Source organism: Stutzerimonas stutzeri, assembly GCF_024448935.1.
Classification (GTDB): domain Bacteria; phylum Pseudomonadota; class Gammaproteobacteria; order Pseudomonadales; family Pseudomonadaceae; genus Stutzerimonas; species Stutzerimonas stutzeri_AO.
Genome location: NZ_JAMOIE010000067.1, coordinates 1 through 17944 on the forward strand (window position 1 = coordinate 1; position 17944 = coordinate 17944).

Annotated in this window: 19 protein-coding genes; 14 read left to right on the plus strand and 5 right to left on the minus strand. The window is 62.7% G+C overall.

Features of this window, described 5'->3' with window-relative positions; genetic code table 11:
• Positions 1–42: 42 nt before the first annotated feature.
• The 3 genes from NA637_RS17410 to NA637_RS17420 form a co-directional block, all read right to left on the minus strand.
• Positions 43–684: an oxidoreductase gene (locus NA637_RS17410; RefSeq protein ID WP_256073550.1), complete on the minus strand. Its 642-nt coding sequence runs from the start codon at positions 682–684 to the stop codon at positions 43–45.
• Positions 685–704: 20 nt separating this feature from the next.
• Positions 705–2384: a C13 family peptidase gene (locus NA637_RS17415; protein ID WP_256073551.1), complete on the minus strand. Its 1680-nt coding sequence runs from the start codon at positions 2382–2384 to the stop codon at positions 705–707.
• Between the two features lie 77 nt (positions 2385–2461).
• Entirely contained in the window at positions 2462–2917 is a 456-nt protein-coding gene (locus tag NA637_RS17420; protein WP_256073552.1) for a MaoC family dehydratase, read from the minus strand.
• A 181-nt stretch (positions 2918–3098) separates the two neighbouring features.
• Here NA637_RS17420 and NA637_RS17425 point away from each other — a divergent pair, with 181 nt between their 5' ends.
• The 3 genes from NA637_RS17425 to NA637_RS17435 are packed head-to-tail and all read left to right on the plus strand — an operon-like array spanning position 3099 to position 4777.
• Positions 3099–3461 (plus strand): CidA/LrgA family protein, encoded by a 363-nt coding sequence (locus tag NA637_RS17425; RefSeq protein ID WP_256073554.1) that lies wholly within the window; start codon positions 3099–3101, stop codon positions 3459–3461.
• Between the two features lie 5 nt (positions 3462–3466).
• Positions 3467–4177 carry an LrgB family protein gene (locus NA637_RS17430; protein ID WP_256073577.1) on the plus strand — a complete coding sequence of 237 codons (711 nt, stop codon included), beginning with the start codon at positions 3467–3469 and terminating at the stop codon, positions 4175–4177.
• 9 nt (positions 4178–4186) lie between these two features.
• A complete protein-coding gene (locus NA637_RS17435) occupies positions 4187–4777 on the plus strand; it encodes an LON peptidase substrate-binding domain-containing protein (RefSeq protein WP_256073555.1) in 591 nt (196 codons plus the stop codon).
• Between the two features lie 27 nt (positions 4778–4804).
• On the opposite strand, the gene NA637_RS17440 is transcribed toward NA637_RS17435, so the two are convergent.
• A complete protein-coding gene (locus NA637_RS17440; protein WP_256073556.1) occupies positions 4805–6124 on the minus strand; it encodes a bifunctional DedA family/phosphatase PAP2 family protein in 1320 nt (439 codons plus the stop codon).
• Between the two features lie 261 nt (positions 6125–6385).
• Here NA637_RS17440 and NA637_RS17445 point away from each other — a divergent pair, with 261 nt between their 5' ends.
• The 11 genes from NA637_RS17445 to lipB all read left to right on the plus strand — a co-directional run bounded on the left by NA637_RS17445 (position 6386) and on the right by lipB (position 16530).
• Entirely contained in the window at positions 6386–7651 is a 1266-nt protein-coding gene (locus NA637_RS17445) for a glutamate-5-semialdehyde dehydrogenase (RefSeq protein WP_256073578.1), read from the plus strand.
• Positions 7651–8310 (plus strand): nicotinate-nucleotide adenylyltransferase, encoded by a 660-nt coding sequence (gene nadD / locus NA637_RS17450; RefSeq protein ID WP_256073557.1) that lies wholly within the window; start codon positions 7651–7653, stop codon positions 8308–8310. The genes NA637_RS17445 and nadD overlap by 1 nt, the downstream gene beginning before the upstream one ends.
• A 14-nt stretch (positions 8311–8324) precedes the next feature.
• Complete coding sequence (gene rsfS, locus NA637_RS17455) at positions 8325–8684, plus strand: ribosome silencing factor (RefSeq protein WP_256073559.1); 360 nt, start codon at positions 8325–8327, stop codon at positions 8682–8684.
• Between the two features lie 7 nt (positions 8685–8691).
• Positions 8692–9159 (plus strand): 23S rRNA (pseudouridine(1915)-N(3))-methyltransferase RlmH, encoded by a 468-nt coding sequence (gene rlmH / locus NA637_RS17460; RefSeq protein WP_256073560.1) that lies wholly within the window; start codon positions 8692–8694, stop codon positions 9157–9159.
• A gap of 16 nt (positions 9160–9175) precedes the next feature.
• Positions 9176–11065, plus strand: a complete 1890-nt coding sequence (gene mrdA, locus NA637_RS17465; protein ID WP_256073561.1) for a penicillin-binding protein 2 — start codon at positions 9176–9178, stop codon at positions 11063–11065.
• Entirely contained in the window at positions 11062–12207 is a 1146-nt protein-coding gene (rodA, locus tag NA637_RS17470; protein WP_272889186.1) for a rod shape-determining protein RodA, read from the plus strand. The genes mrdA and rodA overlap by 4 nt, the downstream gene beginning before the upstream one ends.
• A gap of 153 nt (positions 12208–12360) precedes the next feature.
• Positions 12361–13245, plus strand: a complete 885-nt coding sequence (gene mltB / locus NA637_RS17475; RefSeq protein ID WP_423836744.1) for a lytic murein transglycosylase B — start codon at positions 12361–12363, stop codon at positions 13243–13245.
• Positions 13242–14225, plus strand: a complete 984-nt coding sequence (locus tag NA637_RS17480) for a septal ring lytic transglycosylase RlpA family protein (RefSeq protein ID WP_256073562.1) — start codon at positions 13242–13244, stop codon at positions 14223–14225. Before mltB ends, NA637_RS17480 begins: the two co-directional genes overlap by 4 nt.
• Positions 14226–14308: 83 nt before the next feature.
• Positions 14309–15466, plus strand: a complete 1158-nt coding sequence (locus NA637_RS17485; protein ID WP_256073563.1) for a D-alanyl-D-alanine carboxypeptidase family protein — start codon at positions 14309–14311, stop codon at positions 15464–15466.
• A gap of 60 nt (positions 15467–15526) precedes the next feature.
• A complete protein-coding gene (locus NA637_RS17490; protein ID WP_045424051.1) occupies positions 15527–15811 on the plus strand; it encodes a DUF493 domain-containing protein in 285 nt (94 codons plus the stop codon).
• 62 nt (positions 15812–15873) lie between these two features.
• Positions 15874–16530, plus strand: a complete 657-nt coding sequence (gene lipB, locus NA637_RS17495; protein WP_256073564.1) for a lipoyl(octanoyl) transferase LipB — start codon at positions 15874–15876, stop codon at positions 16528–16530.
• Between the two features lie 89 nt (positions 16531–16619).
• Here lipB and lipA read toward each other — a convergent pair whose 3' ends face one another.
• Positions 16620–17672 carry a lipoyl synthase gene (gene lipA / locus NA637_RS17500; protein WP_256073566.1) on the minus strand — a complete coding sequence of 351 codons (1053 nt, stop codon included), beginning with the start codon at positions 17670–17672 and terminating at the stop codon, positions 16620–16622.
• Positions 17673–17944: the final 272 nt, after the last annotated feature.

Genomic DNA, 17944 nt, shown 5'->3' on the forward strand with positions numbered 1-17944 from the left:
CCTCCAGCCTCCAGCCTCCAGCGCTCCGCGCGGTTCCGCGCGTTACCTTCCCAGCCGCCTCAGCTCATCCGACTCGACAATCCGCGTCCCTTCGCCTTCCTCCAGCGCCAGGCGCCAGAGCGCCCGTGCCAGGGTGCAGGCGGAGATACCCCGGTATTTGCCGGGCAACAGATGGAAGAGCGGGGCGGTCAGCCGTTCGACCGGACGGACCTGCATGCGTGGCCCGAGCAGCTGCGAAGGTCGCGCGATGGTCAGTTGCGGCCAGTCCTGGGCGCGCAGCGCCTGCTCCATCTCGCCTTTGACACGGCAGTAAAAAATGGCACTGGCGGGGTCGGCGCCCAGTGAGCTGATCACCAGCAGGTGGCGCGCGCCCAGCTCCCGAGCGCGCTTGGCGAAGGCGACAACCAGATCATGATCGATGGCGCGAAAGGCGTCCTGGCTGCCTGCTTCCTTCAGTGTGCTACCCAGGCAGCAGAACGCGGTGTCGATGTTACCCGACAGCTTCGGCAGCAGCGTCTGCAGCGGGCCAGTCGGGTTCTCAAGCCGCGGGTGGGCGGCTAATTGCGTGCGGCTGGGGGCGAGCACGCGCGCTACTGTGGGTTCGTTGAGCAGGCGGTCGAGCAGGTGCCCGCCGGTTAGCCCGGTGGCGCCGGCAAGCAAAATGCGCTGTGGCGTCAGGTACATGGTTTGGCTTCCTGTGACGATCAGTCAGATGGCGCTGGCTGCTGTCTGCTCAGCACTCGCCAATGTTCGACAACCTGCTCGGGCGCCCATATCTGCGGCCCCGAAGCTTGATAGTGGTCGGCTTGTTCCCGTTCGGCAACCCTTGCCTGTGCCAGCGTGAAGGCCTGCACGATATCCTTGGTTTCCTGCAGGGCTTCGGCGAACAGGGCGCGGCCGAAGTAGGTGAAGTCGCTGTCCTCGGAGCAGCCGAACGACACGCGGTCGGCGCGAGCGGCGGTAATGATGAGCGTGTTGGGGCTTTTCAACGGCTCGATGAACCCGCCGGAATAGCAGGCGGAAATCACCACCACCTTGTTGCGTTCGGCGAGCGGCTGCAGCAGCGCCGCCAGGTCCGCCGCCGGCAGGTCCTCGAGTGCCAGCCGGGGTTGTGCCAATACCAACTGATGGTCAGCGGAGCCGTGACTGGTCAGGTAGATGAAGATCAAATCTTCTTCTCCGCTGCGCTCGGCCAGCCGGGCAATCGCGCGGGAAAGGTTTTCGCGAGTGGCCAGTGGCCGGTCGGCGAGGTGGTCGCGGTGGTTGACCAGGCTGATCTGACCACGGGCGGCGAAACGCTCAGCCAGCAGGTCGTCCACGTAGTCGACTTCGCGCAGAAACACACTTTGCTGCCCATCGCCGGCCAGGGTCAGGCTGTAGAGCTCTGCCGCCGGGGTCGATGGCGGCACTGCACCAAGGGCGTCCGCCAACAGCTGGCCCTGGCGCAGCAGGCCGATCTCCAGCGGGTCGGGCAGGCGCTTGCCTTGAGCATCCTGGCTTTGGCGGCCGGCCCGCCACGTACCGCTGCGCTTGGTGCCGTCAGCGAGGATGAGGGTGCCCGGCCCATCGAACTGGCCTGCCTGGAAACGACCGACGTACTGAGCGCCGTCCGGCTGGCGCAGATCACCTTCGCCGTTGTACTGCCAGCGGGTGAACTGTCCGCTGTAGTGCGTACCGTCGATGCCGACATATTCGCCGTTGCCGCTTAGTTCGCCGTGTTTGAACGTGCCTCTCCAGAGATTTCCGGCAGCATCTTCGTAGCGCCCCGGGCCATGGAAAAGGTCGTCCTGAAACCGGCCCAGGTAATGCTCGCCGTCATTGCCACGGTAAAGGCCGTCACCGCTGAGTCGGCCGTCGCTGAAGGTGCCGCTGAATACTCCACTGGTGTCGCTGCGGGTGCCCTCGCCGTCGGGCTGACCGTCGCCGAATTCGCCCTCGTAGCTGATGCCCTGTGCTTCCTGCAATTTGCCGGTGCCGTGATAGAGGCCGTCCTTGAACCCACCTTCGTAGCTCAGGCCGGGTTCGCTGTAGCGGCCCGTGCCGTTGAGGCTTCCCCGCTCGAAATGCCCTTCATAGACGCCACCGGTGGCGTAGCTGAAACGGCCCTGGCCGTCGAACAGCCCCTGTTTGAATTCACCTTCGTAACGGTCGCCGTTGGCGCCTTGCCAGACGCCCTGACCGTGCCACTGTCCATCCTTGAATGAGCCGAGGTAATGGCTGCCGTTGGGGTAGTCGATCCGCCCTTCGCCCTGCAGCAGGCCATCGATCATCTCGCCCCGGTAACGACCACCATCAGGCAGCACGGCGTCGGCAGGCAACAACGGTTCGCCATCACCGCAGGCGGTCAAAAAACAGGCGAACAGAAGCGGAGCGAGGTGGCGCATGTGGCTATCCAGAAGGGGCGGCACCGCAGTATGCCGCAAACTCGGCGGGGTGCGACAAACCACGCACCCCGGCGACATCAGACGATGCAGAGCGCCAGGGTTTCGGCGATATAGGCAGGTTTTTCCACGCCCTCGATTTCCATCACGGCGCGCGACTTGAGCAGCCACTGTCCCGGATTCTTCTCGTAGGCGTCCAGCAGCGTCGCCGCCACGCGCACCCGCGAGCCGACCCTGACCGGTTGGATGAAACGCAGGCTGTCGAGCCCGTAGTTGACGCCCATCTTGGTTCCTTCAGGGCGAACCATCAGTTCGCCCATCAACATCGGCAATAGCGAAAGCGACAGGAAGCCGTGGGCGATGGTCCCGCCGAACGGGGTTTGCGCCGCTTTCTCCGGGTCGATGTGGATGAACTGGTGATCACCAGTGCACTCGGCGAACCGATCGACTCGCTGCTGGTCGACGGTGAACCATTCGGAGCGGCCAAGCTCCTTGCCAATGTAGTCCTTGAGTTCTGCTGCGGGTACGTGCGGCATATGTCCTCCGGTGTTGGTTGTGTTGTGCCGATGTGACGCAACGCTAGATCAGCACGCAGCCGAGGGCGAATCAACCAAGCATGGTTCGTGCGAATGGCGCGCCATAGGCTGATGGAGAGCCGTTGCGAGTGTCGGTGTGGCGAGATGCTTATAATTGCGCTCCTTTGCTCTGGAGGCTTCCATGCTGCTACGCGGACTAACCTGGCTGCTGCTGTTCCAACTGCTTGGCACTGCGCTCAACGTAATGGTTCTGCCAATGCTGCCGGGGCCAATCATCGGCTTGCTGTTGCTGTTCGTAGCGCTGCTGGCTCGCGGGCAAGCGAGTGAATCGCTGCAGGTCGCCGCCAGTAGCCTGTTGCGTTATCTGCCCTTGTTGCTGGTGCCGCCCGCTGTGGGTGTGATGGCCTACACCGGGGCGATTCTCGAGGATTTCTGGGCCATCGTCGGCGTACTGGTGCTTTCGCTGGTGGTGTCGTTGGTGTTTACCGGCTGGCTGATGCAGGCGCTGATTCGCCGTCAGCAGCGCAAGGCAGGTCGCGCATGAGCGCGATGCAATGGCAGGCGGCTTGGGGCGCGGTCATTCATCACCCGTTGTTTGGCGTGGCGATCACCTTGGCAGCTTTTCAGTTGGCCTACGGGGCTTACGAAAAAACCCGCTGGGTATTTCTGCAGCCAGTGCTGGTGTCCATGGTGGTGGTGGTCGGTACGCTTGTGCTTTGCGGTCTGAGCTATGAGGAGTACCGCGACAGCGCCCAGATGCTGACCGTGCTCCTCGGGCCGACCACCGTGGCACTCGCCGTGCCGCTGTACCTGAACCTGCGGAGGATCCGCGAACTGTTCGGGCCTATCATGCTCACCCTGCTACTGGCCGGCACCGGCGCTACGGCGCTGGGCATGACGCTGGCCTGGGCCTTTGGTGCCGACCGGATGATCCTGCTGACCCTGGCGCCCAAGTCGGTTACCTCGCCTATCGCCATGCTGGTGGCCGAGCAGATCGGCGGCGTGGTGGCGCTGGCAGCAGTCTTCGTGATGATCACGGGCATCATCGGTGCGATCATCGGCCCGGAACTGTTGCGCAGGTTTGGCGTTCAGCATCCTGCCGCCCGAGGCATGGCGCTGGGTCTGACTGCGCATGCGGTGGGGACTGCCCAGGCGTTGCAGGAAGGCGACGAGTGCGGCGCGTTTGCGGCACTGGCCATGAGCCTGATGGGCGTGATGACCGCAGTGCTGCTGCCTTTGGCCGTGCTGATGCTGTCGTAAGGAGTTTGAATGAAGCTACCGTTGTTTCCGCTCGATACCGTTCTGTTTCCCGGGTGCACCCTCGATCTGCAGCTCTTCGAGGCGCGCTATCTGGATATGGTCAGCAGCTGCCTGAAGGGCGGACATGGCTTCGGCGTGGTGCGTCTCATCGAGGGCAGCGAAGTGGGGTTGGCGCCGAGCGAATATGCCCTGACCGGCTGTGAAGCGTTGATTCGCGATTGGCAACAGCGCCCCAATGGCTTGTTGGGCATACGCGTCGAGGGCGGCCGTCGCTTCGATGTGTTGGCGGCCGAGGTGCAGCGTGATCAGCTGACCGTTGCCGAGATCAACTGGCGCGAGGAGGGGGACGACCTGCCGCTGAAGGATGAGCATCTTGATCTGGCTATTCTGCTGGAGGCGCTCGGTCAGCATCCGCTGGTAGAGGCCCTGGGGATGGGCGGTGCCGCGCAGGGCCAGCGCTCACTGGCGCATCAGCTGGCCTACCTGCTGCCCTTTCAGCCGGAGCAGAAAATCGAACTGTTGCAGCTTGACGATCCAGCGCTGCAATTGCAGCGGATTCAGCGTTGGCTGGAGCAACTGCAGGGCGAGGCGGTCGAATAATACGGCGCCTGAATGGCCTGGCCGGCACTACTGGTAGCGATACAGCAGCATGGCGCCTGGCAATGCCCAGATCGCAAAGGCGCCGATCAGACCCAGGGTGGCCGGCAGGATCAGCCACCATATTTTCGGCGACAGTGCCGTCATCGGTGCGCGCCATTGCACAAGGGTCAGGCTCGCGGCGCAAATGCTGGCTGCCAACACCGCGCCAGCGATCACATCGGTTGGCCAATGCACGCCGAGATAGACGCGCGACAGTGCAATGGCGGTGGCCGGCAGGGCGCCCAATAGCACCCAGGCCAGGCGCAGGCGCGGTGGCTGGCCGCGGCCGGCGAGAACCCCAAGGGTGAGAAAAAAGGCGAATGCCGCCGAGCTGTGACCGCTGGGGAAGCTGAAGCTGTGCAGGGGCTCCAACAGGATTTCCGGGCGGATGCGGCCGAAGGTCGCCTTAAGTGCGCCGTTGGCCAACGCGGTGCCCAGCAGCGTGAGAATGGTGAAGACCGCCGCGCGCCACTGTTTCGTGGCGATCAACAACAGACTCAGCAACACGGCGGCCCACAGCTGGGTATGGAAGTCGCCGGCGCGTGTGACCACCACCATGAAACGGTCGAAGATCGGGCTGCGCTCGCCCTGAATGACGGTCATCAGCCCTTCGTCGAATTCCGCCAGGTAGGGCCAACCAATGAACAGCCCAATCAGAACGGCTGCGCTGAGGCCGGCGGCAAGCGGGGTCACCCAGCGCATCTGATGCAGGCTGCCATGCACCATGCTGCCGACGAGCAGAAGCAGAGCGGCGGTTACCACGCCCGCCTCGCTCCAGAAGCCCTCTGGCAGGGGCAGTCGCACGGCTGCACCCGCCGCCCAGCCCGGCAGCAGATAGGCCATCGACCAGCCGGCCGCGGCGACCAGGCTGACCAGGAGAAAGCGTCCGAACGGCATGTCGAGCATGCCCGCGGTCACCGGCAACATGGGTCGCAGCGGACCGATGAAGCGTCCTACAAGCAGACTGGCGATGCCGTAGCGCTCGAAGTACGACTCGGCGCGTATCAGCCATTCCGGGTGGTCGCGCAGGCCGCGAATATTGCGAATATTTTGATGATAGCGGCGCCCCAGCCCGTAGGAGAGCAGGTCGCCAAGCAAACCGCCGGCATAGCCGAGCAGCAGTGTCTCGCCGAGGCTCAGCACGCCACTGCCGGCGACGACCGCGATGGCCAGCACCAGCACGGTGCCGGGCATCAGCAAGCCAACAATGGCGAGGCATTCGAGACAGGCGACTACAAACAGGCTAAGGCCAAGCCATTGTGGGTGCTCAGTGAGACAACTGGAGAGTGCGGTAAGCCATTCCGGCATGGTTGTTTTCCTGGGTCCGAAACGCTTCGACCCGGCACCTGGCGCCCGGGTTTCAAGCGTCTGGCCATGATAGCGCTGGGAATAGCCTGGAGCGGTCGCTGACCAAGCGGCGGATTTCGACGCGCTTGAGTGGTCAGGTGGCACATTCGGTGGCGTGACCTGCGGTCGGATGCTTTTCTGCCATTCGCCCGGCGCCGCTGTGCGCGAGGCGCATGGGTGGCTATAATCAGCCGCTTTCCCTTCAGTCAGGCCAGCCAGACCATGACCGAGTCCGTACTCGACTACATGACCCGCCTCGGTCGCGCCGCGCGCGAGGCGTCGCGCGTGCTAGCGCGCGCGCCCACGGCGCAGAAGAACCGGGCCTTGCAAGCCGCCGCCGCCGCGCTTGACGGCGCGCGCGAGGAGCTGGTCCGGGCCAATCGTGAGGACCTCGAGGCCGGGCGCGGCAATGGTCTGGACGAGGCCATGCTCGATCGTCTGGCCCTGACGCCGGCGCGTATCGACGACATGATCGAGGGGCTGCGCCAGGTCGCGAACCTGCCTGACCCCATCGGCGAGATCCGCGACATGCGCTACCTGCCTTCTGGCATTCAGGTTGGCAAGATGCGCGTGCCGCTGGGGGTGGTTGGGATCATCTACGAGTCACGGCCCAACGTGACCATCGATGCGGCCAGCCTGTGTCTCAAGTCGGGCAACGCCACTATTTTGCGTGGCGGCTCGGAAGCGATCCATTCGAACCAGGCCATTGCTCGCTGCATTCAACTGGGCCTGGCCGAGGCCCAGTTGCCAGCTGCTGCGGTGCAAGTTGTCGAGACCACCGACCGCGCCGCCGTTGGGGCATTGATCAGCATGCCGGAATACCTGGATGTAATCGTGCCGCGCGGTGGTAAGGGGCTGATCGAGCGCATCAGTCGCGACGCCAAGGTGCCGGTGATCAAGCATCTGGACGGAATCTGCCACGTGTTCATCGATCAGGCGGCCGACCTCGACAAGGCTGTCCGCATCGCCGACAACGCCAAGACCCAGCGCTATGCGCCGTGCAACACCATGGAAACGCTGTTGGTTCATGCATCCATCGCCGCTCGTGTGTTGCCGCCGCTGGCCGCGATCTACCGGGAGAAGGGCGTCGAACTGCGTGGCTGCCCGCGGACCTGTGAATTGCTCGGTAGCGATGTGGTGGCTGCCCGCGAAGAGGATTGGTCCACCGAGTACAACGCGCCGATCCTGTCGATCCGCATTGTCGACTCTCTGGATCAAGCCATCGAGCACATCAACCGCTACGGTTCGCAGCACACTGACGCGATCGTCACGGAAAACTTCACCGATGCGCGGCGCTTCATTACTGAGGTCGATTCGGCGTCGGTAATGGTCAACGCCTCCACTCGTTTTGCCGACGGCTTCGAGTACGGGCTGGGCGCCGAGATCGGCATTTCCACCGATAAGCTGCACGCCCGTGGTCCGGTCGGCCTGGAAGGTCTGACCAGCGAGAAGTACGTGGTATTCGGCGACGGCCACGTGCGTACTTGATGAGGGCAACTGGCACCCCTCGGCGCATCGGCCTTCTCGGTGGCACCTTTGACCCGGTGCACATCGGGCATTTACGCGGCGCCCTGGAAGTGGCAGAAATGGTCGCGCTCGACGAGGTTCGCCTGGTCCCTAACTACCGCCCACCGCACCGTGAAACGCCATACAGCACTGCGCAGGATCGCTTGAACATGGTCCGGCTGGCGGTGCAGGACTTGGCTCCGCTTGCGGTCGATGCACGCGAGTTGGAGCGTGACAAGCCGTCTTACACCCTCGACACGCTGGTGTCTTTGCGTGCCGAGCTGGCTGATGACGATCAGGTCTTTCTGATCATGGGTTGGGATGCCTTCTGCGGGCTTCCCGGTTGGCATCGCTGGGATGAGCTGCTCGATCATTGCCATATTCTGGTGATGCAACGGCCGGATGCCGACAGCGAGCCGCCGGAGGCGCTGCGGGACCTGCTGGCGGCACGCAGCGTGAACGATCCGCTGACGCTTACCGGCAGCGGCGGGCAAATTGCTTTCGTCTGGCAGGCCCCGCTAGGGGTGTCGGCAACCCGTATTCGTCAATTTCTGGCCAGCGGCCGGTCTGTACGCTTTCTGGTACCGGACGCCGTGCTGGCTTATATCAACGCGCACGGACTGTACCGGGCGTCGAACTGAGGTTGTTTTACATTATGCAAAATGATTCGTTGGCCCAGCTGGCCGTCAGCGCGCTGGAAGATCTGAAAGGCACCGATATCACCACGATCGATGTCCGTGGCAAGACCAGCGTCACCGACTTCATGGTTATCGCCAGCGGCACCTCCAGCCGTCACGTGAAATCGCTCGCCGAGAACGTGCTCGAGAAGGTCAAGGAGCAGGGCGTACGCCCTCTTGGTAACGAAGGCCTGGATGGCGGCGAATGGGCTCTGCTCGACCTGGGGGATGTGGTGGTGCATGTGATGCAGGTGCCAACTCGCCAGTTCTACGATCTCGAGCGCCTCTGGCAAGGCGCCGAGCAGAGCCGCGCGCAGCACGCGGGCGAACAGGAATAGTCGATCCGTGCGGATCAAGCTGATTGCGGTGGGTTCGAAGATGCCGCGCTGGGTGGAGGACGGTTGGCAAGAATATGCCAGGCGCCTGCCGTCCGAGCTGCCTTTGGAGCTTCACGAAATATCGCTTAACACCCGTGGCAAGAATGCCGACGTGGCGCGGTTGATTCGTCAGGAAGGCGAGGCCATGCTGGCGAAGGTGCAACCCGGCGAGCGCATCGTCACGCTGGAAGTGACGGGGCGGCCGTGGAGCACCGAGCAACTGGCTGGCGAGCTGGAGCGCTGGCGGCTCGATGCGCGCAATGTCAATCTCATGGTGGGTGGCCCGGAAGGGCTGGCCGCTGAGGTGTGCGCACGCAGCGAGCAGCGCTGGTCACTGTCGCCACTGACATTGCCCCACCCGCTGGTTCGTATCCTCGTAGGCGAACAGGTCTATCGCGCCTGGACATTGCTGTCGGGTCACCCTTACCACAAGTAGTACAGCCAAACCGAAGATGTCCCAGCCGATTCCCCTCAAGGACCACGAAAAAGACGCCCGTCTGGTGCGCCGGCGCGTTCTCGTGGGCGGGGCAATGGTGTTGCTGCTGGTCGGCGTGTTGATAGCGCGTCTGTATTACCTGCAGGTCGTGCAGTACCAGCACCATTCGACGCTCTCGGAAAACAACCGGGTCCATGTGCAGCCCATTCCGCCCAATCGGGGGCTGATCTTTGATCGCAACGGCAAGATCATTGCCGATAATCGCCCAAGCTTCAGCCTGACGGTTACCCGTGAGCGTGCCGAAGACTGGCGCAAGACGCTGGACGCAGTGGTCGAGGTGCTGGAGTTGTCCAGCGAAGAGCGCGAGCTGTTCGAAAAGCGCATGCTGCAGGGGCGGCGGCCGTTCGAACCGGTGCCGATCATGTATGAGCTTACCGAGGAGCAGATCGCCCGCATCGCGGTGGATCAGTTCCGTCTGCCGGGCATCGAGGTCGCGGCACAGCTGGTCCGCCACTATCCTCAGGGTGAGCACTTCGCGCACTCGGTCGGTTATGTCGGGCGGATCAACGAGGCGGAGGTCAAGCAGCTCGATCCGGTGAATTACAGCGGTACCCACCACATCGGCAAGACGGGCATCGAGCGCTTCTACGAGGATTTGCTGCACGGCCAGGTGGGTTACGAGGAGGTCGAAACCAACGCGCGTGGGCGAGTGCTGCGGGTGCTCAAGCGCACCGATCCGGTTCCGGGGAAAGACATCACGCTGACACTCGACCTTGAACTCCAGCAGGCGGCGGAGGCGGCGCTGGCAGGGCGGCGCGGGGCTGTCGTCGCGTTGCAGCCGGCAACCGGCGAGGTGTTGGCCATGGTCAGTCAGCCGAGCTTCGATCCCAACCTGTTCGTTACTGGTATCAGTTTCAAGGCCTATGGCCAATTGCGCGACTCGATCGACCAACCCTTGTTCAATCGCGTGCTGCGCGGTTTATACCCGCCGGGCTCTACGATCAAACCGATGATGGCAGTGGCTGGTCTCGATGCTGGAGTCGTGACGGAAGACAGCAAGGTGTTCGATCCCGGCTTCTTTCAACTGCCCAATGTGAAGCATAAGTATCGGAACTGGAATCGCGGCGGCGACGGCTGGGTGGATCTGGAAACCGCGATCCTGCGTTCCAACGACACCTACTTTTACGACCTTGCCCACAAGATGGGCATCGACCGCATGCATGACTACATGAGTCGCTTTGGCCTCGGCCAGCGCGTTGCGTTGGACATGTTCGAGGAAACCGCCGGCCTGATGCCGTCGCGAGACTGGAAGCGTGGCCGTTACCGGCAACCCTGGTATCCGGGCGAAACCATTATCCTCGGCATCGGTCAGGGCTACATGCAGACCACGCCGTTGCAACTGGCCCAGGCGACCGCGCTGATGGCGACCCACGGCAAGTGGATCAGACCGCACCTGGCGAAAAGCATCGAAGGTGAAATGCCTGTCGATCCGGAACCGATGCCCGACATCAAGCTCCGCGATCCCGGTTACTGGGACGCCTCCATCAATGGCATGGTGAAGGTGCTGCATGGCGCCCGTGGCACGGCAAAGAAAATAGGCGATACCGCCGCGTACCTCATCGCCGGCAAAAGCGGTACGGCGCAGGTGGTGGCCATCAAGCAGGGCGAGAAGTATGACAGCGGCAAACTTGCCGAACGCCATCGTGACCACGCCTTGTTCATCGCCTTCGCCCCCGCGCATGACCCGCAGATAGCAGTGGCTGTGATGGTCGAGAACGGTGAGTCCGGGTCCGGCGTCGCCGCTCCAGTGGTCAAGCAGGTCATGGACGCCTGGCTGTTGAACGAGGCGGGCGAGCTGAAGGCCGAGTATGCGCCGGCCCTGGCGGCACAGGGGCCCAAGCCATGAGCGGAACATTCGACCGCACGCTTTCGACCACCGATGTGATGCGCCGTCGGGCGACGCTGTTACAGCGCATGCATATCGATGGGGTGCTGCTCTTGCTTCTGCTGACGCTGGCGGCCGGCAGCTTGTTCGTTCTTTATTCGGCCGGCGGCAAGAGCGTGGATCTGCTGATCAAGCAGGCGACTTCCTATGGCTTCGGCCTGGGCGCCATGCTGCTCATCGCCCAGCTGGAGCCGAGATTCATGGCGCGCTGGGTCCCGGCTGGCTACTTGGCGGTCGTAGCGCTGCTGGTCGCGGTGGAATTCGTCGGATACACCGCGATGGGCGCGACCCGCTGGATCAATATCCCCGGGGTGATTCGCTTCCAGCCGTCCGAGTTCATGAAAATCATCATGCCGATGACCATCGCCTGGTATTTGTCCGCGCGTGCATTGCCACCAGGCATCAAGCACACCATGGTCAGCCTTGCCCTGATCCTCACGCCCTTCGTGCTGATCCTCAAACAGCCGGATCTGGGCACTTCGCTGATGGTACTGGTCTCCGGTGCTTTCGTGCTGTTCATCGCCGGGCTGCGCTGGCGCTGGATTCTGAGCGCGGTTGCGGCGCTGGTGCCGATCGCCGTGGCCATGTGGTATTTCGTACTGCACAACTACCAGAAACAGCGCGTGCATACATTCCTCGATCCAGAAAGCGACCCGCTGGGAACCGGCTGGAACATCATCCAGTCGAAGGCGGCGATTGGTTCAGGCGGGGTGTTTGGCAAGGGTTGGTTGCTGGGCACCCAGTCCCATCTGGATTTTTTGCCGGAAAGCCATACGGACTTTATTATTGCGGTTCTGGCGGAGGAGTTCGGCCTGGTGGGCGTCTGCTTGCTGCTGCTGCTTTATTTGCTGCTGATCATGCGCGGCCTGGTCATTACCGTTCAGGCGCAGACCCTGTTTGGCAAGTTGCTGGCCGGTGCGCTGACGATGACCTTTTTCGTCTACGTATTCATCAACATCGGCATGGTCAGCGGTCTGTTGCCGGTGGTAGGGGTGCCGTTGCCCTTCATCAGTTTTGGTGGCACTTCATTGGTAACCCTGCTATCAGGGTTCGGGGTTTTGATGTCGATCCACACCCATCGCAAATGGATCGCACAGGTTTGACGTTTGACTAGAGTGAATTTCTTGGATCGATTACGACGTGGCTGGTTGACACGAGCGCTCTGCGGAGCGGGCCTTTTCGCAGCGTTCGGACATGCTCCGGCGGTTTTTGCGGCAGGTTATCAAGGCGAAAAGGTCGCCGATTTCGTGCGCGAAATGACTCAGGACTATGGGTTCGCCAGTGAGCAGGTGGTCGAAGTGCTGGCACAGGCAGAGCGCCAGCAGGTGATTCTCGATGCTATTTCCCGGCCGGCAGAACGCGTCAAGGCGTGGAAAGCATATCGGCCGATCTTCATCACCGATTCACGGGTTGCTCAGGGCGTTGACTTCTGGCGCGAGAACGAGGCGGCGCTGGCGCGCGCCGAGCAGGAATTTGGTGTGCCGGCACAGGTCATCGTCGCCATCATCGGCGTCGAAACCTTTTATGGCCGCAACACCGGTAACTATCGCGTCATAGATGCCTTGTCGACCCTGGGCTTCGATTACCCACCGCGCCAGCCATTCTTCCGTCAGCAGCTCAAGGAATTCCTGTTGCTGGCCCGTGAAGAGCAAGTCGACCCACTGACGCTGACCGGTTCTTACGCCGGTGCCATGGGGCTGCCGCAATTCATGCCGAGCAGCTTCCGCGCCTATGCAGTGGACTTTGACGAGGATGGGCGGATCGACATCTGGAAGAATCCGGTCGACGCCATCGGCAGCGCCGCCAATTATTTCAAGCAACACGGCTGGACAGCGGGGGCACCAGTGGTGGCGCGGGCCACAGTAAGTGGCGAGCGGCATGGCGAAGGTCTGACCGAGGGGCTGGAGCCGGTCCTGAAGGCCGCTGAATTGCGCGAGCTGGGTTGGCAATGGCCGACCGAAACGGAGGTGGCCGACGACATTGCGGTCACCGCCTTTCGTCTGGACGGGTCCGACGGTGACGAGTACTGGGTCGGCTTGCCCAACTTCTATGTCATAACCCGTTATAACCGCAGCGTGATGTACGCGATGGCAGTCCATCAGCTTTCCGAGCAGTTGCTCCAGGCGCGGGGTGCGCAATGACCTCTCGTTTGCTGGCGGTAGCGACTGTCGCTGTGCTGGTTGTCGGATGCTCGTCGGCGCCGACACCGTCGCCGGGCCCCACCAAGACTGCAGGCATCAGTGGTCCAGGTGACTACTCGCGTCCGCACAAGGACGGCGCGCCTTGGTGGGATGTCGACGTGTCCAGTATCCCTGACGCAACACCCACACCGCACAATGGCCCGTTCAAGGCCAATCCCTATACCGTGCTGGGCAAAACCTATTATCCCATCGGTGATGGGCGCAACTATCGGGCGACCGGAACGGCATCCTGGTACGGCACCAAGTTTCATGGTCAGCCGACCGCCAATGGCGAAAAATACGACCTGTACGGCATGAGCGCAGCGCACAAAACGCTGCCGCTGCCCAGCTATGTTCAGGTAACCAACCTCGACAACGGCAAGACAGTGGTGCTGCGGGTCAATGACCGCGGTCCGTTCTACTCGGATCGGATCATCGACCTGTCGTTCGCGGCGGCGAAGAAGCTGGGTTATGCAGAAACCGGGACCGCACGGGTCAAGGTCGAAGGTATCGATCCCGAGCGATGGTGGGCCGAGCGTGGCCAACCGGCACCGATGGTGCTGGCGCAGCCGCAAAAGGTCGCCAAACCGTCGCCTGGGGCGCTGGCGCAAGCTGTCGAGCAGTACACCCCGCCACCCACGCAGCATGCTGGCGCCAACGTGCCGGTGGAGGTTGCGACCGGCAACAGGCGTGCCGCAAACGGGACCGGTGTCTATCTCCAGGTCGGTGCGTTTGCCAACCCTGATGCCGCTCAGTTGCTGCGCGACAAGCTCAGCAGCCTGACCGAAGCGCCGGTATTCGTGAGTTCGGTTGTCCACCAGGAGCAGATCCTGCACCGGGTGCGCCTGGGGCCAATCGACTCCCCCGATGAAGCCACGCAGCTCGAACAGAGCGTCCGTCTCGCCAATTTGGGAAGCCCGCACCGAGTACGCGGCGATTGAAGGCTCTACATCGCTTACCGCTTATAGACAAGCGACGCTGATCTGTAATCGTTTTTTTGCTACACCACCTTTCTGAGAGCGCAATGACTATCACCACCTTCGTGCAGCGGCTGTTCCTTCTCACCGTGCTGGCCGTGGTGCCCACCGCCTGGGCCGAGCCGATCATTCCTTCACCGCCACAGCTGGCGGCCAGGTCCTACGTTCTGATGGACGCAGCCAGCGGCAAGGTGCTGGTCGAGAATGCCGGTGACGAACGCCTGCCGCCTGCCAGTCTGACCAAGCTGATGACGGCTTATATCGCCACACTGGAAATCAAGAAGGGCCAGATCTCCGAAAGCGACCTGGTGACCGTCAGTGAAAAAGCCTGGCGCACCGGTGGCTCGCGGATGTTCATCCAGGTCAATACGCAGGTTTCGGTGGACGATCTGCTGCATGGGATCATCATCCAGTCAGGCAATGACGCCAGCGTCGCCATGGCCGAGCATATCGCCGGCAGCGAAGAAGCGTTCGCCGACCTCATGAACAGCACGGCCCAGCGGCTGGGCATGACCAACACGCATTTCATGAACTCGACCGGCCTACCGCACCCGGATCACTATTCGTCCGCCGCCGACATGGCCAAACTGGCTCGCGCGATCATCTATGAAGATCCGGCGCACTACGGCATCTATGCGCAGAAGGAGTTTTTCTGGAACAACATCAAGCAGCCCAACCGCAACCTGCTGCTATGGCGTGACAAGACCGTCGACGGTTTGAAGACCGGTCATACCGAAGAGGCAGGTTACTGCCTGGTTGCCTCCGCGGTTCGTGATGACATGCGTCTGATCACCGCTGTCTTCGGTGCCAGCAGCGAGCAGGCACGTGCCGCCGAGACGCAAAAACTGCTGACTTATGGCTTCCGCTTCTTCGAGACCAAGACCTTCTACCAGAAGGGGGTCGAGCTGGCACAGTCGCGGGTCTGGAAAGGCCAGCAGGACCAGGTCAGTGCCGGGCTGGCGAACGACCTGACCATGACGCTGCCGCGTGGGCAGATGAACAAACTCCAGGCCGGCCTTACCTTTAATCCTGAACTCACCGCGCCAATCCAGCAGGGTGATGTAATCGGCAAGGTCGAGCTAAGTCTCGATGGCGAGGTGCTGCAAAGCACTGACCTGATCGCCTTGCAGGCGGTAGAGGAAGGTGGGTTGTTCAGCCGTTTGTGGGATAGCATTCAGCTGTTCTTCTTCAACCTCTTCAACTGAACCTCTGGAGCGTGCCCTCGCTATGCGCCGGGCGCGCTTGCGGATCATGAGTCTGTTGCCATGACCGAAAGCAAAAGCGAAACACAAGCACCCAAAATCGAATTTCCCTGCGAGCGCTATCCGATCAAGGTGATCGGCGATGCGGGCGAGGGCTTCAGCGAGACGGTGGTAGAAGTGATCCGCCGGCATGCGCCGAATTTCGATGAAACTACGTTGGTAAGCCGCGACAGTCGTAACGGACGTTTTCTGTCCGTGCAGGTACTGATCACGGCGACGAGCGTCGAGCAGTTGCAAGCAATCCATGTCGACCTGCGCGCCACCGGGCGCGTGCACATGGTGTTGTAATGGGCCGACATCCCGCCCATGCACGCATGGTTGTAAGTCCTCCAGGCGCAGGTGCTCAAGTCATGGGTATCGCACTGCTGGGGGTGCGTGAGCTCGGTCTGGTGGACTATCCCGTCGCCTGGCGAGCCATGCAACGCTTCACCAACGAACGACAGCCGGACACTGTTGACGAGATCTGGCTGCTGCAGCATCCGCCGGTGTTTACCCAGGGGCAGGCCGGTAAGGCCGAGCACCTGCTGTGGCCCGGCGACATCCCTGTGATACAGGCTGATCGGGGCGGGCAGGTGACCTATCACGGCCCCGGGCAACTGGTGTGCTACCTGATGCTGGACGTCCGTCGGCTAGGCTTTGGTGTGCGCGCACTGGTCAGTCGCATCGAACAGAGCCTGATCGATTTGCTGGCCAGCTACGATGTGCAGGCCTTGGCCAAACCGGACGCGCCTGGCGTGTACGTCGCGGGTGCGAAGATCGCGTCCCTCGGCCTGCGCATTCGTAACGGACGCTCGTTCCATGGCCTGGCGCTCAATGTGGACATGGATCTGGAACCCTTCGGACGGATCAATCCTTGCGGCTACGCCGGCATGGCCATGACCCAGCTAGCCGATCTGGTGGCGGGGCCGGTAGCCTTTGCCGAGGTTGGTGCCCGCCTGGGTGAACAACTGGTCAGGCACCTCGGCTACGCGCAGCAGCAGACCCTCACAGGCGCAATAGACTGCTAGGCCGGGCGCCTGTCGATCAGTGTGAGCGGGCATGATGGATACAAAAACGCCTCCAGGCGAAGCCTGGGGTCAGGCGTTGTCCGGCGCGATCAGCTCAGATTGAGGGTCGGTATTAGACCGCTGTCGGATGGCTGGCCCGATACCGGCACCGGGGCGGCCAGGCCCAGGTTGTTCTTCTCGAACACCCGGTCGGCTCGGTAGCTGGAGCGCACCAGCGGACCTGCGGCGACTTCCATAAAGCCCTTCTCCAGACCGATATCGCGGAACCGGTTGAATTCGTCCGGGCTGACCCAGCGCTTGACCGGCAGGTGGTTGCGCGTCGGCTGCAGGTACTGGCCGAGCGTGAGGATGTCCACGCCGATGGCACGCAGGTCATCCATGGTCTGCAGCACTTCCTCGTCGCTTTCGCCCAGGCCCAGCATCAGGCTGGTCTTGGTCAGCAGCTCCGGGCGGTGGCGCTTGGCGTGCTCCAGCACGCGCAGGGTCTTCTCGTAGCCGGCGCGGGGGTCGCGCACTTCACGGGTCAGGCGCTTGACCGTCTCGACGTTCTGCGCGAAGACTTCCAGGCCAGAGTCCGCCACGCATTCGATGGCGTGCAGGTTGCCGTCGAAGTCCGGGGTCAGGGCCTCCACCACCACCAGCGGGGTGCGCTCCTTGATGGCGCGCACGCAGGCGGCGTAATGCGCGGCACCGCCGTCGTCCAGATCGTCACGGTCCACCGAGGTCAGCACGATATAGCGCAGCGCCATCAGCTCCACCGACTTGGCGGTGTTCTGTGGCTCCTCCTGATCCAGCCAGCCGTTGGGATTGCCGGTATCCACCGCGCAGAAGCGGCACGCACGGGTGCACACCGAGCCCATCAGCATGATGGTGGCGGTGCCGTTGGACCAGCATTCGCCCATGTTCGGGCAGTGCGATTCCTGGCATACGGTGCTCAGACGGTGCTCGCCCACATTGCGCTTGACCGCTTCGAAGCGGCTGCCGCTGGGTGCCTTGACCCGCAGCCACTTGGGCTTGGGTTCGAATACCTGGGGTTCGCTTGAGGCGCGGCGTTTCTGCCCGTCCTTGATCGCGGTGATGCCCTGAGTGGTGCGGAATTTATCGCCGCTGGCAACGGTTTTGGACTGGGAGATATCGGACATCGGCAAGCTGGGCTCCGCTAGAGGCTCCGTGGGACGAGACGGCTTGTGGCCGCCGCGCAGTTTATCACAGGCGCTGACCGGTCAGTCCGCGGGTCGACGCATGCACGGATCGACACCGCCGCGGCGCAGAGCCGCACAGGCGATCTGGTCGTGCACGAGTGTCCTATTTGCGTTTGCCTGCGTTACCGCGCTTTGCTTGCCGGCAAGTGCGAGTCACCCAGGCGCAGCGCCGGGCGGCTTGGCACAGGGCATGGCCGATGAGTTCGGCCATG